The organism is Bacteroides caecigallinarum, assembly GCF_016901995.1.
GTDB lineage: Bacteria > Bacteroidota > Bacteroidia > Bacteroidales > Bacteroidaceae > Phocaeicola > Phocaeicola cellulolyticus.
In genome coordinates, this window is record NZ_JACJLE010000008.1 from 1 (window position 1) to 18,071 (window position 18,071).

The following is an 18,071-nucleotide window of genomic DNA, read 5'->3' on the forward strand; positions in this document are numbered from 1 at the left end:
AAACAAACTAAATTAATAATTAATTCAACCTCTCATATATTTTGTAAAACTACTTCTGGACATAAAATCTATAAGTCTTTGGCTTTAATCCTTTTGCCTTTACTTCCAACTTAGCTTCACCTTCATTGTAAGTACTCTGTAATAATATCTGAGCTAATCCATTAAATGCCTTCACACTAAAAGAACGAGTCTCAGCTTCAGTAGGTCGTTCTATATCTTGCCATGCCGGATCTCCATTTCCTACACCTAGAATTCGTACAGGACCTGTTACAGTAAGTTCAAGACTATCACAAGCTATAGGTACAAAACGTTTTTTACTATCCTGGAGTTCTACACGAAATACCATCACATCGCGATTATCAGCAGTGAGATTTGTTCTATCAGCCGTTAATTCTATACGGTCTGGATTTCCTGTTGTTTCCAATTTCTCCTCCATCACACGCTTGCCATTTTTATATCCTATTGCCTTTACATATCCCGGATTATAAATAGTGCTCCATGATAAATATCCATTTTCTGGCATTTTCTTGCGTCCCTGACTTTTACCATTTACTATTAATTCCACTTCATCACAATTACTATAAGCCCAGACATCAACATTCTCACCCTCATGACCAGAAAGGTTCCAATGAGGGAAAATATGCAACACTGGCTTGTCCGTCCACCATGATTTCAAATAATAAGCCTCATCTTTAGGGAAACCGCAATAATCAAGAATGCCGAACTGAGAACCAGTGGCAGGGAAAGACAAAGGATTTGGTTCACCTCTATAATCAAATCCAGTCCAATAAAACAATCCGGCAAGATAAGGTCGGGCTGAATAGAATTTCCACCCACGCTCTATACAGTTCAGAAGACTATCCGGACCGTTTGGTTTTCTGTTCAATGAAACCATATGGCCTCTCTCAGTATCATCAAAATACACCCCTCTTGTGCCACAACCAGATGTTTCTTCCGAACCCAAGGCACGACGTTCCGGATAATCTTTACGATGCTTTTCCACCGGATTCTGTAGTATATAATTATACCCGGCGACATCTGCCGGAATCAAAATAGCAGGTCCGCTACTAGAAGCAACAGTCATATTTCGAGTCGGATCAAAAAGATGACAGAAATCACGCATAGTAGCCGCTATACGAGTGCCACTCTCTTTCCACTCTATACCCCATTCCTCATTACCGACACTCCACAGTATTATAGACGGATGATTGCGGTCACGTTCTATCATACGACGCAATAAATCTATATGCTCTTTGTTTATTCCTGTAAGTCGGTTTTCTTCTATAACAAGTATTCCCTCACGATCACAAATATCAAGCATCTCCGGAGTCATCGGATTATGTGAAGCACGGTAAGCATTGCAACCTAATTTTTTTAGTTCCTTTATTCTATAAGCCTGCAAAGCATCAGGAATTGCAGTTCCAACTCCCGGATGATCCTGATGCATATTAACACCTTTAATTTTTATATGTTTACCATTTAGTATGAAACCCTCATTTTCATCAAACTCTATATGACGAATACCTATATTTGTAATATATGAATCAACCAACATTCCATCATTATATACCTCAGTCTCTACTTTATAGATATATGGATTATCTGTACTCCACAAATTTGGATTATCAATACTTATCTTACCTATAGAGTATCCGGTTTCACGTGGTAACAAAGCTTCTTTATCTGTTATGCATTCTGCTATCTGATTACCATCCGAATCTCGCAACACATGATGTAAAGTATAAGAGACTGAATGCTGATAAAAATTCTCTACATTGGCTTCAATAGTTATCTCCGCTTTATCAAAAGGAGCCTCAAGCGCACTATGAACAAAAGTTCCAAATGGTGCAACATGCAACTTATCCATCTTATTTAACCATACATGCCTGTATATACCGGCACCTTCATAAAACCAACCTTCCTCAAGTGTGGCATCCACACGAACACAAATCAGGTTCTCACCGCCATAATTCAGATAATCTGTAATATCATATTCTTGAGTTGCATAACCACTTGGCTCATGCCCTAAATAAAATCCATTCACCCATATTCGGGCATCTCGGAATATTCCATCGAAACGAACTGAAATATGTCGTCCCAAATCTTCCTTTGAAATAGAAAATGTCTTACGATACCAACCTACACTTGTTTCTGGATAACGATAGCCCACAGTTTTATAACCATGACTATGACTAGCCTTTTTATCAAAAGGCAAATCAACTACCCAATCGTGCGGTAAATTAACATGTTTCCATCCAGATGCATCAAATTTTTCACTATATGGACCTGTATTATGTATGGATGCAGCCTTGGTCAAATAATTAAAATACTCAGTTCCACATCCAAAATCTTTCTCAGGAGAAGAAGCATTTCCAAATGCGAAATACCAATTTTCATCAAAAAGGATACATTCGCGCTGCAAAACCTGCGCTTTAAACGATAAAGTACAAACAAAGGATAATAACAAAAATAAATAAACCCTCTTCATAATTTCAGATTCATATAATTAAAAAAATAGTATAACATCAAGACAAGTACCTATAGAAAAAGAATAATACTATTGATAATAAACGGATACTACAAAACTCTATTTATTTATATATACCTTTAAATAAAACGGTACGATAAAATAAAAATACCAATAATAATAAAATTAAATTACGTGTTAGCATATCTATTAGATTTTACTGCCATCACAAATTTATTACAGACAAAAACATAAATATAATATTATTTTATCCAAGATTTATCATCCTAAAAATAATACAGTATCTTTAATACTATTGTAAATAATAAAAGCTGCCCTTCAACATAAAGGACAGCTTTACACATATAAATCTTGTATTTATTCTAATACCTATTAATTATTTTCTTACCAGTTCATCTCGAACTATATTTCCCCATTCTTTAATATCTTTATCCTTCCAGTCATAATCTGGAGCTGTGGGATAAAACATAGAACAGGTTTCATCTTTATCTGATACTGACCATGCAGCCCAACTGATCTTGTTCTTTTTCATCCACGACTGCCATTTATTCCATTCTACAATATCTATAGGACCATCTCCGCTTGCTTCCATGCCGGCACATTCCGAAACAAAAATCGGAAGTCCTTTCTTTAAAGCATAATCGGCACGTTCGCGCAGAGAATCACGATGGGTTGCGGCATAAAAGTGCAAAGTGTACATTATATTATCAACATTTTTTATAGGATTATCTGCTGCCAGATGAACATCCTGATCCCAATGTGGAGTACCTACAAGAATTAAAGCCTCCTTATCCACTTCTCTTATAACCTTTATGACCTCTTCAGCATATTCTTTCACATCATCCCAAGAGTCTTCTACAGGTTCATTGAATATTTCGTATATTACATTTGGAACTCCTTTATAACGAAGTACTATATCATGGAAAAACGATTTTGCCTCATCTGTATGTATTCCATGACTATGCCAGTCTATGATAACATACATATTGTTTTCTATAGCAGCATCGGCAACTTCCGTAATACACTTTAAGGCCTTATCATGATTTGAAAGATAAGCTCCTTCAGGCTCTACTCCCATTGCCGCACGAATCAACGTACAATTCCAATCCTTCTTTAATGTTTTAACTGCAGAAGCATTATAAAAACGTGGCCACCAATTATGCCAGCCAAAACTTACTCCTCTTAACACTACATTCTCGCCACTCTTATTTACCAATGAAGTACCTTTTACTATCAGCCGTTCAACGTTCTCACCCGAAATTACAGGAACTACACAGCATAAAGTAAAACAAATAAAAGTAATAATACGTAATCTAAAATCTAATCTAATCATATCATTGCCTATATTATAGTCTTTATATAAAAATTATTTCACTTCCTCCAGATAAAGCACTCTACTTGAATAATCATTCTGCTTATGGTAGTCAACCTTATGATTGTAAGGTATTTCCAGTCCATTAGCCATCAAGTATGCACCACTGAAGACTTTTCCTTCGAATTCCAAAGGGACATTATCTATACGATTAAGTTCCATAACCTTGTATTTCTTTTCAGGGTCAAGTCCTGCCATTATGACTCTAGGCAAATGCTGATTTACAAAGTGCTCGGTTTTCCACCAATAGAACACTGCCTTATCTTTTACGTCACTAATATACATCAACGATGCCACTCCAAGTTTATCATATGGAGATATCAAACGATATATATTACCAAATTGTACAACAGGGCGTATCTTCTTATAGTCAGCTATTGCCTTACGGCACAAATCCTTTTCTTCGTCAGTCATATTCTTAGGCTGGATTTCCATACCAAGCCTTCCGCTCATGGCAACATCAATACGATATTTCAACGGAATAGTACGGAATGTCTGATGGTTTGGAGCAGCACTTATATGAGACGCCATAGCAATGGCTGGGAAAAAATATGATGTTCCCCACTGCATATATACTCTCTGCAAGGCATCAGTATTGTCACTAACCCAAAATTCGTCAAAATAAGGGAGATATCCGTAATTGGCACGTCCTCCACCACTTGCACAAGCCTGAATAACCAGATCAGGATATTTTTCTCTTATTCTCTGGCATACTTTCTCAAAACCTTTGTGATACTCTATATACATATGACTCTGATTGTCCTTAGTAAGATAATTTGAGCCATGATTCATTATAGCCATATTGGCATCCCATTTTATATAAGCAATCTCAGGATGCTTTGTCATAAGGTTATCAACGATATCAAACGCAAAGTCCTGTACCTCAGGATTAGCCAGATCAAGCACTACCTGCGTTCCTCCACGTCCCAACACCGGTTCGCGTTGAGGGGATTTAATAATCCACTCCGGATGTTTTTCATAAAGTTCGCTTGTAGTATTTGCCATTTCAGGTTCTATCCATATACCAAACTTTATACCGTGCTTCTTTGCATCACGAATCAGCCCATCTATTCCTTCAGGAAGTTTTTTCTCATCCACGACCCAGTCACCTAGTGAGGAAGTGTCATTATTACGAGGATACTTGTCACCGAACCATCCATCATCCATTACGAATAGCTCACCTCCCATTGAAGATATATCCTCCATCATCTGATCCATTCCTTTCTGGTTTATATCGAAATATACACCTTCCCAACTGTTCAGAAGAATATCACGTTCCTTGTCTCCATGAGCCAGTTTATACATCCTTCCCCATTTATGGAAGTTTCTACTTGCTCCACTTAATCCCTCATTACTATATGTAATGGCAAGTGCCGGAGTCTTGAACACTTCTTTCTTATCCAGACTATACGATGAATTCTCTTCGTTTATACCGGCATAAAACTGATGATAATCACTGTCGTCTGTATCTATTCTCAATTTATAGTTTCCTGTATAACAGAGGGCAGCTCCGATAACTCTTCCTTTGTTTTCCTGCGGCTTACCGTCAAGAGAAAACATAACCTCTGAATGTGACGTATGAGAATTTCTTACTCCATCCTTATTCTTTATTACTGTCATACCAGGTTCCAACTGTTCCTGAGCCAGCTGACCTTCATTAGCCCAAGAGCCATAAAGATGGGAAAGCCACACGTTCCCTCTACGTATAGGAAGATATGCTGATGAATACTGAGTAAGCAAAACAGGTTTCTTTTCCGTATGACTTATTTCGGTCCATGTTTCTATCATATCTACATCTGAATAAGCCTTATAATACACATCAACATAGAATGGATAGACATTATCTTTCAACTTTATACTGGTAACAGTTGTCTGTTCATTCTTATATGTATCCACATCCACAACACTCATCTGTGTTGACATATTTCCATCGGCATGCTTGACTGACAACGCTACTTCTCCCGGACAGTTCATACCATATACAGGATATGCATTATGATTGCAGTTACCAGCCTGTTCTATGTTCTCAAAATCCGTTTCACTCAGTTTATTTCCGTAATAAAGATATTTCAATTCTCCACCCTTTTGTGCTTTCAACACTAAAGATGTATTAGGAGTAGAAATACAAATGTTTTGTGCAAATAACGCATTTGTTACAAATATGGAGGCACCTGCCAAAAGAAAAAATTGTTTCATATTAATGTTTTTCATCGTTTTTTAGTAACAAAATTATTTTATTTACTGCAAAAATAAACTTTACTTTTTATTTTATATAATACTGTTTTATCATATTTTGATAGAAAATTCATTTCAACTTTTGTGATTATATATTATTACGTATATTTGTATGGACTGAAAAAATAAAATATTATGGAGAAGCCAAATAAGGAGAATTTTATACGTGAAATAACCCCACTATCCGATAAAGACTGTTTCTATATAGCAGACCGACATAAGGAAGGGTTCACATATCCGATGCATTCACATAATGAATTCGAACTGAACTTTGTAGAGCATGCACCGGGAGTACGTCGTATTGTAGGAGATTCATCCGAAGAGATTGGAGATTATGATTTGGTGCTGATAACAAATCCCGATCTGGAGCACGTGTGGGAACAGGGTAAATGCACATCCAAGAATATCAGAGAAATAACAATCCAGTTTGTACCTACTTTTATCAACGGCCTTATAGACAAAAACCAGTTTGATTCCATTCATAAAATGTTGGAGAAAGCCAAGAACGGAATAAGCTTTCCTATTGATGCCATAATGAAAACTTACTCATTAATAGACAAGCTTCCAGAAATGAAAGGATTTTATGCAGTTATTAACTTTCTGACCCTGCTATACGAGTTGTCTCAATTTACGGAACAGGCCCGCACACTGTCCAGTTCTTCGTTCGCAAGAATAGAGGTACATTCGGACAGCAGAAGAGTACAGAAAGTCCAGAGTTACATAAACAAACATTATCGTGAAGAAATCAGGCTAGAACAACTGGCAGATATGGTAGGAATGACAGAAGTTTCTTTCAGCCGCTTTTTCAAACTTCGTACTGGCAAAAACCTGTCTGACTATATAATAGATTTACGTTTGGGACATGCCACACGTCTTTTGGTGGATTCAACCATGAATATAGCTGAGATTTGCTATGAATGCGGCTTCAATAATTTATCAAACTTCAACCGTATATTCAAGAAGAAAAAGAATTGCTCTCCTAAAGAATTCAGAGACAATTATCGCAAAAAACGTACTGTAATCTAAGCGTGCGCACATTCAGTCTAAAGCGTGCGCACATTCGATTCAAAACGTGCGCACGTTTCAAGTAAAATGTGCGCACATTTTTTTCGGACAATAAAAATGCTCAAATACTGACATAACCGGCAACTTGAAGTCGTTTCTGACTATAGATTTATTGACTTTATTCAAGTTTAATGGACTGAGGACGATTCCAATTGGTGCTTTTTTTCTCAAATGCTACTTCCATATTATTGTCTTCGGTCATCCACATAAAAGTATGCACTCCCTCATACCATTCTGATTCCAACCTATCAATTTGAGGGCAGTCATTAGCTTAAGCTGATGATTTCTGCATTCTATCTTTCATAAAGTAATTTTCAATTACTATCTTTTAATTATTAGGCTAAGCCTTTCATAGAACATATTTACTCCACTACTACGACCTCTACCGACTTCTCACGGAAAACATTACTCTATACATTTCGTATAAAACTATTATTATTCCCGCTATAAGGAGCTATTGGAAACTTAAACACAAATAACTATGCCATCTTATTGAGAGTGTCAAAACTCATTTTTTGAAAATATGAACTTATAATTTGAAATTTGAGTATCCTAAAAGACTAAAGAAAGGGCCGTATCATTACTCAATACAGAGTTTGATACGACCCTTATAAATATTATAGTTAAATTTTGAGGAGTAGTCATTTTAGTTTTGACCCACCCTCTAATACACTAGTCTATTTACTTCTATATTTCAGGTATTCAAAATCAGCATAAGCTTTTGATTCACTTTCAGAAGATGTGGTATATAGTCCGATAACAACGCCTGTAAATCCACCTGCAGTTTCACTGCTTAAATATCTAGTATTCATCCTACCCATACCATGATAAACACCATTTATTGTATAGCCAAAACTATAGTATGAAATATCTGAACTCACATTCAACTCAACATTTACTTTTTCCTTTAAACGCACATCTTTTTCTATATGTTCCAGTTCACCAAGCTTATATCTCAGCACCACCGACTGTGTATTATCTTCGTTTTGTCTTATAAACAAATCATAATGAGAATGATAATCCATATACACTGTTATACCCGCTTGATCTCCAGCCTTAGCCTCATTTAATGACAAAGATGTAGAAACATTCATGTCAAAATCAGTCTGACGTATTCCTACAAATGTAGGACTACCAATATGAGATAATGAAACAGGAGTAGCTTTAAGTCGCAGACAACCGTTTTTAAATTCATAATTATCCATTATAGGGTTCTGCAATCTAATCCATTCTAAAGATAGGCTGTCATTATCAAAAGTATAATTACCAGAGTTTTTTTCTACATGATACAAAGGTAATGTCGGGACATCCATGTCTAATGAGATAATACCATTTCCATTTACAACAGGCCATGCATTCTTTTCCCATCTTATCGGAGCTAGAAATGTTTCTCTACCTAATGTATGATGAAATCCTGGCATAATCCTATATGCAAGACATACCATCCACCAAGAACCATCCGGGGCCTCAATAAAATCGGCATGGCCAGTACCTTGAATAGGATTAGTTTCGGCTTCCTGACACGCATGTGTGAGTATTGGATTAGAAGGATTGCCGATATATGGTCCGTCAATATACTTGCTTCTTGCTATTGTTACACTGTGTGCCACTTCTGTGCCACCTTCTGAGATCAACAGATAATACCATCCATCCTTTTTATATATATGCGGACCTTCAGGATATCTTCCACCTGTTCCACCCCATATTCTTACTGATGGGGTCAATTGCTTACCAGTAATCGGGTCTATCTCACTCAACATTATGAAACCGCCAGGATTACTTACCATATAACATTTATCATCTTCAAAAAACAAAGAAGGATCTATACCACCCTGTTCGAGCCATACAGGTTCTGACCATTCACCTCTAGGATCAGTAGTATGTACAAGAAAGTTCTTTCCACCATCCGATATATTGGTTGTTATCATATAAAATACACCTTTATAGTAACGGATTGTAGGAGCATAAATTCCTGATGATGAAGTTGCACCGGCAAGCTTCAACTGAGATTCTCTAGTAAGACAGTTGCCTATCTGTTCCCAGTTTACAAGATCACGACTATAGAACAATGGAACACCAGGAAAGTACTGAAAACTACTGTTCACTAGATAAAATCCATCATCAGCCTTACATACACTTGGGTCAGGATGAAATCCTTTAATCACAGGATTCTTATATCCTTGGGCAGAAACAGATAATGCATAAAGGACAAGAATCCAGAGAAAAAATCTGCAAAGTTTCATAATTAAAAAACGATGTTTAAATTATAAATATAACTCCTATATATTCTGAAACAGATAAAAGAGTTCCTAATTAGACACACGAATTTATCACTTTAGAATAGTAAAAATAAAAACATGCCGTAATGCGATATACAACCTTTAGCCCATTACCAGTTCATAAGTTTTCTCAAATATTCCGTCAATTCTGAAGCCATTTTCTGATGTTGCCTCATCGACGGATGATAGTCGGCACCCATGCCTAAGGAACCTGTCTGTGGGGACATATCAAATCTGTAAACTTCTTTGTCGCCATCACCGTTCATCTCTACTACGACTTTGTCCATTGCATTTCTTACATCCTGAAGGGATTTTCCTGTCAACATAGAGCCACTAAGAAGAACCAATTTTGCATCAGGATAGACATTACGTAACTTTTTAATGAATTTCCTATAGGCATCAGTCAATAATTCTTTGTCATAATTATCCAGACTCGTATCATTAGTACCCAAATTTACACAGACCACATCGGGAGTATAATTGGAGAAATCCCACAGTTCGGTAGAATCTGAAAACAAGACCTGATTATACATATTCGGCATACAATCACTGCTTCCTGTTCGTGGGGCACCAAAATTTCGATATACTCCTATACCGGAGCGTGCTACAACCAGATGCTGCGCCTGCAAAGCTCTTGCCGTACGGGCTGCATAGGTATAATAATGGTTTTCTGTTTCATATGAGAATGGCTCTAAAGGATTATCAGACTCTACTCCATAGCCACACGTCATTGAATTGCCCACAAATTCTATTCGGCGTGTAGGTAAAACCGGAGCATCAGCCAGGGAACATCCATTGTCCAAATAGAAACCTTTAAATTCAGGCTTCATCTCATACCCTTCCACTACATACATAATACGTGCACTATGAGTACCTTCAGGAAGTCCTTCCGCTAAAGTATGGATAGAATCTTTTTCAGAGAAATTGATTCTGTATGGTAAATTATCATCAATCTCTACCATGAAAGATCCGCTTCCCGGCTTTGCTTTCATCTGCAAGGAAGTTCCTTCGAAATTTGCGTAAATGCTAACCCCAGGATAAGTAAAACGTATGGTTTCGGGAACGCTTCGGCTTATTCTTCCCATATAAACGATATTGGGATTATCCGATGATACAAAAACTTTATTATCTGACATATCATCAGCAAACACTGAAGAGGAAAACACTGACAATAATCCTCCTAGCAATAAATTGAATATATTCTGTCTGTTTTTCATATATTATTGAATTTCTATGCAAATGTAAACGATATAATATTTTTATACCAATATTATATTATCAGAATTTTATCATACCTGACAAAAGATAAAATTGGAAACATAAAAAATGGCTTGTCATTCCATTTAGAATAGCAAGCCATTTTAATTTATTTTTTTAACGGATAAATCAATATTCAAACGTAATACCAATGGTAGGAAGCAGAGTTCCACTTTCCATCTTGATATTTTTCATTATATAGTGTCCTGGACGCTCCGGATCTTCTACTCCCGTACTCATAAGAGCATCAGGCTGACGTAATTTGCTTGCAGTGATGTTCTGTATGTCGAGATAAAAGCCTAGCATACATTTCTTCAGATAGAATGTCTTGTCAACTCTGACATCAAGCTGGCCGAAAGCCGGAAGACGCTCCATGTTATAACGGCTGTAGTCATAGTAAGCACGTCCCTGCACATTCCATGCTTCTATAAGAGAAGATTTTTCCTCATCGTATGGAGTGAACGGAGAACCGCCTATGGCACATACACGCATACCTACACTCCAGTTCTTAGGCAAATTGTATGTACCGCTCATATTGAAGATAAACCTGTTGTCCCATGCCGACGCTACATATTTATCATCTGCACCCGATTTGAACTCACTTCTGAAAAGTGTCAATGATGAAGAAAGATTAAGTTTCTTTGCCAACAGCCATTTGAACATTATTTCGACACCATATGAACGCCCTTCCGCATCAGACACAAGTGGTTCATTACCGATAACGCTGTAATCGTTTCCCTTGCACGACAAAGGTATATTGTCGGAAACAGAAAGAGGCATGTTGTTATATTTTTTGTAGAAACCTTCTGCCGAGACTTCCATTGTTTCAGTAGGATTCCATGTCAGTCCCAAACTTTCCTGAGTGACAGATGTATAGTCCAGGTCCTTATTCACATATACGTCTTCATTATTCTTATATCCCAAGGCTGTATATGCAGGCAGCTGATAATAGAGTCCCATGTGACCGCTCAGGTAAAGACCGTCTATAAGACGATAAGATACTGAAAGACGTGGCGACAGCTGTCTCCAGAGCTCCTTCATCTTATCGCTATAGTTATTTCCGTCGGTACGTACTCCTAAAGAAGCTGTAAACCTGTCGTCGAATGAGGAATAATCGGCTGATGCATATATTCCCCATCGCAACATATTGAGACGGGTATCGTAATTGAACTCACGCAGTACATCGGTAAAGATCTTCTGATATGTATCATTAGTATAATGTGTATAATTCAGTTCGAAACCTGCATTCATTTTCCATGAATCCCATTCGGATGTATTCTCCACTCTAAGTTTTGTTTCCTGCTCCACCGAGCCCAGATCCAGATTCAGATTATCGGGATTGCTGTCATCATTGTCCTGATACTTGTAATTACGGTTATGCAGATAGCTGTGACTCAAAGTCAATGACTGTACATGATTTCCCGCATAATGACGGTAAACACCTCCAAGAGTGAATGTCTCCTGCTCTATGGTAGGAAGATAGCTCAACAGATATTCAGCATAGTCGCCGTCAATATCCATATTAAGCTTCATGCGGTCAAGACCTCCAAGTCCAAGAACGGTAAGCTCGTTCTTATCATCAAATCTTGTCTTTATCTTGAACGAAGCATCTGTATATGCCGGAAGAAAAGGAAGGCCCAAAACCTTGAACAACATCTGAAGATATGACTGGCGCACGGATACAAGATAAGAAGTCTTATCGCCTATGTGGCCGTTCGAACTGAGAGAAACTTCGGAAGCTCCCAAAGTGGCTTTCAATGAATTGCGCTCCATGCTTCCATCACGAAGACTGAAGTCGAGCACAGAACTAAGTGCGTTCCCTCTGTGTGCAGGGAAAGCGCCGCTATAAAATTTCACATTACGTATCAGGTCGGCATCAATCAGTCCTACAGGACCGCCGGATGCGCCCTGAGTACTAAAATGGTTTATGTTAGGTATTTCCACCCCATCCAGATAAAACCTATTTTCAGAAGGGCCTCCACCACGCACTATGAGGTCATTTCTATATCCTATAGGCGAGAACGCTACTCCCGGATAGTTCTGAACCACGCGCGATATATCACGGTTTGCTCCAGGAGCCTTTTCTATCTCCTGAAGACCTATAACTCTAAGGCTGACAGGACTTTCTGCCACTCTTCTGAAAGGTGAGGCTGTAACAGTCACTTCCGATATGGAAGTACTTTCCTCCTCCATCTCTATATTTATGTGCGGTGTAATATGATTGACTCTGTATTCTTCGGTAAATACAGTTTTATAACCGATGGTGGAAGCTCTGAGCTGATATATTCCAGGAGGAACTGAATTAATGGTAAAATTTCCGTTGACATCTGTCGATGCACCTATATTAAGACCTACTACAAGTACATTTACAAATTCCAATGGTTCGTGAGTGGTCTTGCTGATTACCGTTCCTTTTATCTGATAGTTCTGGGCCATGACAGCCACTGCAATAAACAGCAATAATATTCCACTGAAGATTCTTTTATTCATAAAAACAGGTTTTTCACATTAACAGATTGCAAATCTAATGATAACAAACAAAAAAAGCCATCTATTCGGATGGCTTTTAATACTTATATATTAGGAAAATTATTTCTGAGCTTCAGTCCATGCCTTGTTGATTGCATTTGCGATAGACACAAACTCTTCTGGAGTAAGCGACAGTTTAGGATTTGAGAAAAGCATATCCGATTCCTTTTGTATAGGAATAAGGTGAATGTGTGCATGTGGCACTTCCAAACCTATAACTGCTTCTCCAACCTTCTTGCACGGGAATGCCTTCTGTATTGCCAACGCCACTTTCTTGGCAAAGACATGCATTTCAGCCAATTCGCTGTCTTCGAGGTCGAATATATAATCAACTTCTCTCTTAGGAACAACCAATGTATGTCCTTTGACTAACGGATTGATGTCAAGAAAAGCATAAAATTTTTCATTCTCTGCTACTTTGTAACTTGGAATCTCTCCTGCAATGATTTTACTGAATATTGTTGCCATATATTATTGGATATTAAATAAGGCAAGCCTGCACAAAACAGACCTGCCTTAACTATTAAAATGATATACTTAAAATTTCAAGACTGATTTTACCCTGAGGTATAGTAATTTCCGCTATATCACCAACTTTCTTGCCCAACAAACCCTGTGCAATAGGTGTAGTAACAGAAATCTTTCCTTCTTTAAGGTTTGCTTCGCTCTCCGATACAATTGTATAGGCCATCTTCATGTTGTTCTTGACATTCTTCAGTTCAACACGTGTAAGAATCTGGACTGTATCAGCTTTCATCTTTGATGTATCGATAATCTTGGCATCACCGATAGTCGCTTTAAGCTGGTTGATTTTCATTTCCAACAATCCCTGAGCTTCTTTGGCTGCATCATATTCTGCATTTTCCGACAAGTCACCCTTATCACGTGCTTCAGCGATAGCTGCAACAATTCTCGGACGCTCAACAGCCTCCAGATGTTTTAGTTCGGCCAAAAGTTTCTGATAGCCTTCTTCTGACATATAAGCCATAATAATTTTCCTCCTAAAATATTTCGTTATTAATAATTATCTCATTTGACATAAAACAAAAAAGAATTCCGACATGTTCAACTATGCCGGAACCCTTTGTCTTATATTCTGCGTGCAAAGATAAGCTTTTTTCTTATAAGTCAAGCAAATAAGTATTCTATTTTTACATGCTATTAAACATGTTAGAGTAATTTCTTGATTTCGGCTTCAATATCCGATTTTTCATTCAGCCTAAGCACCAGTTCATTGTTTTTATTTACAAGGAATGCTGTAGGCAATGCTGTTACGCCATATATGTTGACATAAGTTGAATAAGGTCCTTGCGGATCGCGCACGCATACCCATGGAAGGTTGTCGCATGCCGTTTTCCAGAAATGCTCGTCCGTATCAAGCGAAACCTGATATATCACCAGACCTTGTGAAGAATATTTATTATACAATTCTCTAAGCGCCAAAGTTCTTGCTCCAGAACTTGGAGTGCCGTATGCCGTGAAATCTATAAGCACGACCTTACCTTTATAGTCTGTAAGATGTTTTGTCTCGCCGTTTATATCTTTCAAAGGAATATCTATTATTGATGTCTCATTTATCATATCCTCAGATATTTCCAGAGTTTTTGTCTGAGGAGTACGAGTATTTTTCATACCCTTGATAACCATATTATAAAGGTTTCTGGAACGGTCCGCATGCGGATAGTTATGGTTCAGGCTTGTAGCCACAGCAGCAAAACACTTAACATCTTCCTTATTTGATAACGGATTGAATATCATAAATCCATTCAACTGCTGGAAAAGAGCAAAATATGACGAAGCCTTGTCCGGTTCCTTATAGATGTAATTACGTTTTACATCATTCTTGTAGCTTTCAATCATACGGAACAGACTGTCCTGAGCAAGTCCGGCAGGCATTCCGGATTTATTAAGTTCATTTACCTTAGCCTGAAGATCAGCCTGAAGCAATGAAAGTTCCTTTATCTTTACATTACTTTCGGAACCGGTTACGGAATATCCGGAAGAGAAAGTATTATAGTCCGAACTGATGTTTACCGTCTCTGTTGAATCTACAACAAAATTTATAATTCTGTCGTCAACTCTCAAACGATAGAAATCCGGAGCTTCAGGTCTGGCTTCTGAAAAATGGTATCGGCCATCGCCGCTTAATTTTGTAGAATCCAATCTTACAACGCCTTCTATCGAAGAATGTTCAATATACAACATCTTACCTTCTGCGCCCGAAATTTCACCCTCAACATTAAAAACGGGACCACGATTACATGCTGCAAATCCTGCAGAAATAAGGACGGCAGCAATATAGCTTTTTTTGCTCATATTGTTTATTTCAAAAAATGTTTAATCTTTATTTTTGCGATGCAAAGTTACTGTTTTAAACGATTTGACAAAGTTTTTTTACTTCTTCTTAGTAATAAGCTACAAAAAAATAGCATTTTATGAAAGTTTTACCTCAGTTTCACCTGTTTACTGCGATAAAATGTATATCTTTGCGCATATTTTGACGAAAAAACTATATTAAATCAATTTTTATGATCAATCCAATTGTTAAGACGATCGAGCTTGGAGATGGCAGAACCATCACACTCGAAACGGGAAAGCTAGCAAAACAGGCAGATGGTGCTGTTATGCTACGCATGGGTAACACCATGTTGCTAGCTACTGTTTGTGCAGCAAAAGATGCAGTTCCCGGAACAGATTTTATGCCTTTACAGGTAGAGTACAAAGAAAAATATTCAGCATTCGGACGTTTCCCTGGCGGTTTCACTAAACGCGAAGGCAAGGCATCTGACTATGAAATTTTGACTTGCCGTCTTGTTGACCGTGCATTACGTCCTCTTTTCCCTGATAATTATCATGCAGAGGTATATGTAAACATCACACTCTTTTCAGCAGATGGTGTTGATATGCCTGATGCACTTGCAGGACTTGCAGCTTCGGCAGCACTTGCTGTTTCAGACATACCTTTCGGTGGTCCTATTTCAGAAGTTCGTGTAGCACGTATTGACGGTAAATTCGTTATCAATCCTACATTCGAAGCCCTTGAAAAGGCAGATATGGATCTTATGGTGGCAGCCACTTACGAGAACATCATGATGGTGGAAGGCGAAATGGAAGAAGTTTCAGAACAAGACCTTCTTGAAGCAATGAAATTCGCACACGAAGCTATCAAGGTTCACTGCAAAGCTCAGATGGAGCTTATGGAAGAAGTAGGCACTACAGTTAAACGTGAATATTGCCACGAAGAAAACGACGAAGAACTCCGTAAAGCAGTTCATGACGCATGCTACGAAAAAGCTTACGCTATAGCAGCTTCAGGCAACAGAAACAAGCACGAACGTGGTGATGCTTTCGATGCTGTTTGCGAAGAATTCAAAGCACAGTTCACAGAAGAAGAACTTGAAGAAAAAGGTGCAATGATAGACCGTTACTATCACGACGTAGAAAAAGAAGCTATGCGCCGTTGCATCCTTGACGAAGGCAAACGTCTTGACGGACGTACTACTACAGAAATCCGTCCTATCTGGTGCGAAGTTAGCCCACTGCCTGGTCCTCACGGTTCATCAATCTTCACACGTGGTGAAACTCAGTCTTTGAGTACTGTAACTCTCGGTACAAAACTTGACGAAAAAGTAGTTGACGACGTACTTGACCAGCACAAGGAACGTTTCCTTCTTCATTATAACTTCCCTCCATTCTCTACAGGTGAGGCTAAGGCACAGCGCGGTGTAGGACGTCGTGAAATCGGTCACGGCCACTTGGCATGGCGTGCTTTGAAGGGACAGATACCAGCAGATTATCCATACTGCGTACGTGTAGTTTCAGATATACTTGAATCAAACGGTTCATCTTCAATGGCAACAGTATGTGCCGGAACATTGGCTCTTATGGATGCCGGTGTACCTATCAAGAATCCGGTATCAGGTATTGCAATGGGATTGATCAAAAATGCCGGCGAAGACAAATATGCTGTTCTTTCAGATATTCTTGGTGATGAAGACCACTTGGGAGATATGGACTTCAAGGTTACAGGTACTTGCAAGGGTATCACTGCTACACAGATGGATATCAAGTGTGACGGTCTTACATACGACATCCTTGAGAAAGCACTTCTTCAGGCAAAACAGGGTCGCGAATATATCCTTGGCAAACTGACAGAATGTATCGCAGAACCTCGCGCTGAATTGAAGCCACACGCTCCACGTATCGAGACAATGACAATTCCTAAAGAATTCATCGGTGCTGTAATCGGCCCTGGAGGTAAGATTATCCAAGGAATGCAGGAAGAAACAGGTGCAACTATCACTATCGAAGAAGTTGACAACGCAGGACGTATCGAAATCTCAGGTACAAACAAGAAGTCTATCGATGATGCTATCCGCCTGATAAAAGGCATAGTAGCAATCCCTGAAGTAGGTGAAGTTTACACAGGTAAAGTTCGTTCTATAATGCCATACGGTGCATTCGTAGAATTCCTTCCAGGAAAGGACGGTCTGCTCCACATCTCAGAAATCGACTGGAAACGCCTTGAGACTATCGAAGAATCAGGATTGAAAGAAGGTGACGACATCGAAGTAAAACTTCTTGAAATTGATCCTAAGACAGGTAAATTCAAACTTTCACACAAGGTTTTATTACCAAAGCCTGAAGGTTTGGAAGAAAACAACAAGAAACGCGATAGAAAACCTCAACAGAAATAAATCTAAAGAAAGGTGATCACAATGATCACCTTTTTTTATCTATAAACTCCAATAAGGAAGATAAATAAATATAAGAAACAAGTTAACTTAAAAAAGAATATACCATGACAAGGCATCTACAAACAGCAAAAAGATTTGCTCTAAATGCA

Annotated in this window: 11 protein-coding genes; 2 read left to right on the top strand and 9 right to left on the bottom strand. The window is 38.2% G+C overall.

Features of this window, described 5'->3' with window-relative positions; all coding sequences use genetic code 11:
- Nucleotides 1-49 precede the first annotated feature (49 nt).
- The 3 genes from galA to H6A61_RS03275 form a co-directional block, all read right to left on the bottom strand.
- The gene (galA, locus tag H6A61_RS03265) at nt 50-2,488 is read right to left on the bottom strand and encodes a beta-galactosidase GalA (protein WP_204390934.1); all 2,439 of its coding nucleotides are present in this window, start codon (nt 2,486-2,488) and stop codon (nt 50-52) included.
- Nucleotides 2,489-2,864: 376 nt separating this feature from the next.
- Nucleotides 2,865-3,821 (bottom strand): glycoside hydrolase family 5 protein, encoded by a 957-nt coding sequence (locus tag H6A61_RS03270; RefSeq protein ID WP_204390936.1) that lies wholly within the window; start codon nt 3,819-3,821, stop codon nt 2,865-2,867.
- A gap of 33 nt (nt 3,822-3,854) precedes the next feature.
- Nucleotides 3,855-6,056 (bottom strand): alpha-galactosidase, encoded by a 2,202-nt coding sequence (locus H6A61_RS03275; RefSeq protein ID WP_239469085.1) that lies wholly within the window; start codon nt 6,054-6,056, stop codon nt 3,855-3,857.
- A gap of 174 nt (nt 6,057-6,230) precedes the next feature.
- Between H6A61_RS03275 and H6A61_RS03280 the strand changes: the two genes are divergently transcribed.
- Nucleotides 6,231-7,121 (top strand): AraC family transcriptional regulator, encoded by an 891-nt coding sequence (locus H6A61_RS03280; protein WP_204390940.1) that lies wholly within the window; start codon nt 6,231-6,233, stop codon nt 7,119-7,121.
- A 716-nt stretch (nt 7,122-7,837) separates the two neighbouring features.
- Here H6A61_RS03280 and H6A61_RS03285 read toward each other — a convergent pair.
- From H6A61_RS03285 to H6A61_RS03310, 6 genes are all read right to left on the bottom strand, one after another.
- Nucleotides 7,838-9,403 carry a glycoside hydrolase family 43 protein gene (locus tag H6A61_RS03285; RefSeq protein WP_204390942.1) on the bottom strand — a complete coding sequence of 522 codons (1,566 nt, stop codon included), beginning with the start codon at nt 9,401-9,403 and terminating at the stop codon, nt 7,838-7,840.
- 146 nt (nt 9,404-9,549) lie between these two features.
- The gene (locus tag H6A61_RS03290; protein ID WP_204390944.1) at nt 9,550-10,656 is read right to left on the bottom strand and encodes an SGNH/GDSL hydrolase family protein; all 1,107 of its coding nucleotides are present in this window, start codon (nt 10,654-10,656) and stop codon (nt 9,550-9,552) included.
- Nucleotides 10,657-10,825: 169 nt separating this feature from the next.
- A complete protein-coding gene (locus H6A61_RS03295) occupies nt 10,826-13,186 on the bottom strand; it encodes a TonB-dependent receptor (RefSeq protein WP_204390946.1) in 2,361 nt (786 codons plus the stop codon).
- A 99-nt stretch (nt 13,187-13,285) separates the two neighbouring features.
- Nucleotides 13,286-13,693 (bottom strand): HIT family protein, encoded by a 408-nt coding sequence (locus H6A61_RS03300; RefSeq protein WP_204390949.1) that lies wholly within the window; start codon nt 13,691-13,693, stop codon nt 13,286-13,288.
- A 55-nt stretch (nt 13,694-13,748) separates the two neighbouring features.
- Nucleotides 13,749-14,213 (bottom strand): transcription elongation factor GreA, encoded by a 465-nt coding sequence (greA, locus tag H6A61_RS03305; RefSeq protein ID WP_154044821.1) that lies wholly within the window; start codon nt 14,211-14,213, stop codon nt 13,749-13,751.
- A 182-nt stretch (nt 14,214-14,395) separates the two neighbouring features.
- The gene (locus tag H6A61_RS03310) at nt 14,396-15,541 is read right to left on the bottom strand and encodes a TlpA disulfide reductase family protein (RefSeq protein WP_204390951.1); all 1,146 of its coding nucleotides are present in this window, start codon (nt 15,539-15,541) and stop codon (nt 14,396-14,398) included.
- 212 nt (nt 15,542-15,753) lie between these two features.
- Here H6A61_RS03310 and pnp point away from each other — a divergent pair, with 212 nt between their 5' ends.
- A complete protein-coding gene (gene pnp / locus H6A61_RS03315; protein ID WP_154044823.1) occupies nt 15,754-17,922 on the top strand; it encodes a polyribonucleotide nucleotidyltransferase in 2,169 nt (722 codons plus the stop codon).
- Nucleotides 17,923-18,071: the final 149 nt, after the last annotated feature.

Bases quoted from the DNA above. Each gene is read 5' to 3' on its own strand.
- H6A61_RS03295 (WP_204390946.1), bottom strand. From the start codon at position 13,186: ATGAATAAAAGAATCTTCAGTGGAATATTATTGCTGTTTATTGCAGTG.
- H6A61_RS03285 (WP_204390942.1), bottom strand. From the start codon at position 9,403: ATGAAACTTTGCAGATTTTTTCTCTGGATTCTTGTCCTTTATGCATTA.
- H6A61_RS03300 (WP_204390949.1), bottom strand. From the start codon at position 13,693: ATGGCAACAATATTCAGTAAAATCATTGCAGGAGAGATTCCAAGTTAC.
- H6A61_RS03280 (WP_204390940.1), top strand. From the start codon at position 6,231: ATGGAGAAGCCAAATAAGGAGAATTTTATACGTGAAATAACCCCACTA.
- greA (WP_154044821.1), bottom strand. From the start codon at position 14,213: ATGGCTTATATGTCAGAAGAAGGCTATCAGAAACTTTTGGCCGAACTA.
- H6A61_RS03290 (WP_204390944.1), bottom strand. From the start codon at position 10,656: ATGAAAAACAGACAGAATATATTCAATTTATTGCTAGGAGGATTATTG.
- H6A61_RS03275 (WP_239469085.1), bottom strand. From the start codon at position 6,056: ATGAAACAATTTTTTCTTTTGGCAGGTGCCTCCATATTTGTAACAAAT.
- galA (WP_204390934.1), bottom strand. From the start codon at position 2,488: ATGAAGAGGGTTTATTTATTTTTGTTATTATCCTTTGTTTGTACTTTA.
- pnp (WP_154044823.1), top strand. From the start codon at position 15,754: ATGATCAATCCAATTGTTAAGACGATCGAGCTTGGAGATGGCAGAACC.
- H6A61_RS03270 (WP_204390936.1), bottom strand. From the start codon at position 3,821: ATGATTAGATTAGATTTTAGATTACGTATTATTACTTTTATTTGTTTT.
- H6A61_RS03310 (WP_204390951.1), bottom strand. From the start codon at position 15,541: ATGAGCAAAAAAAGCTATATTGCTGCCGTCCTTATTTCTGCAGGATTT.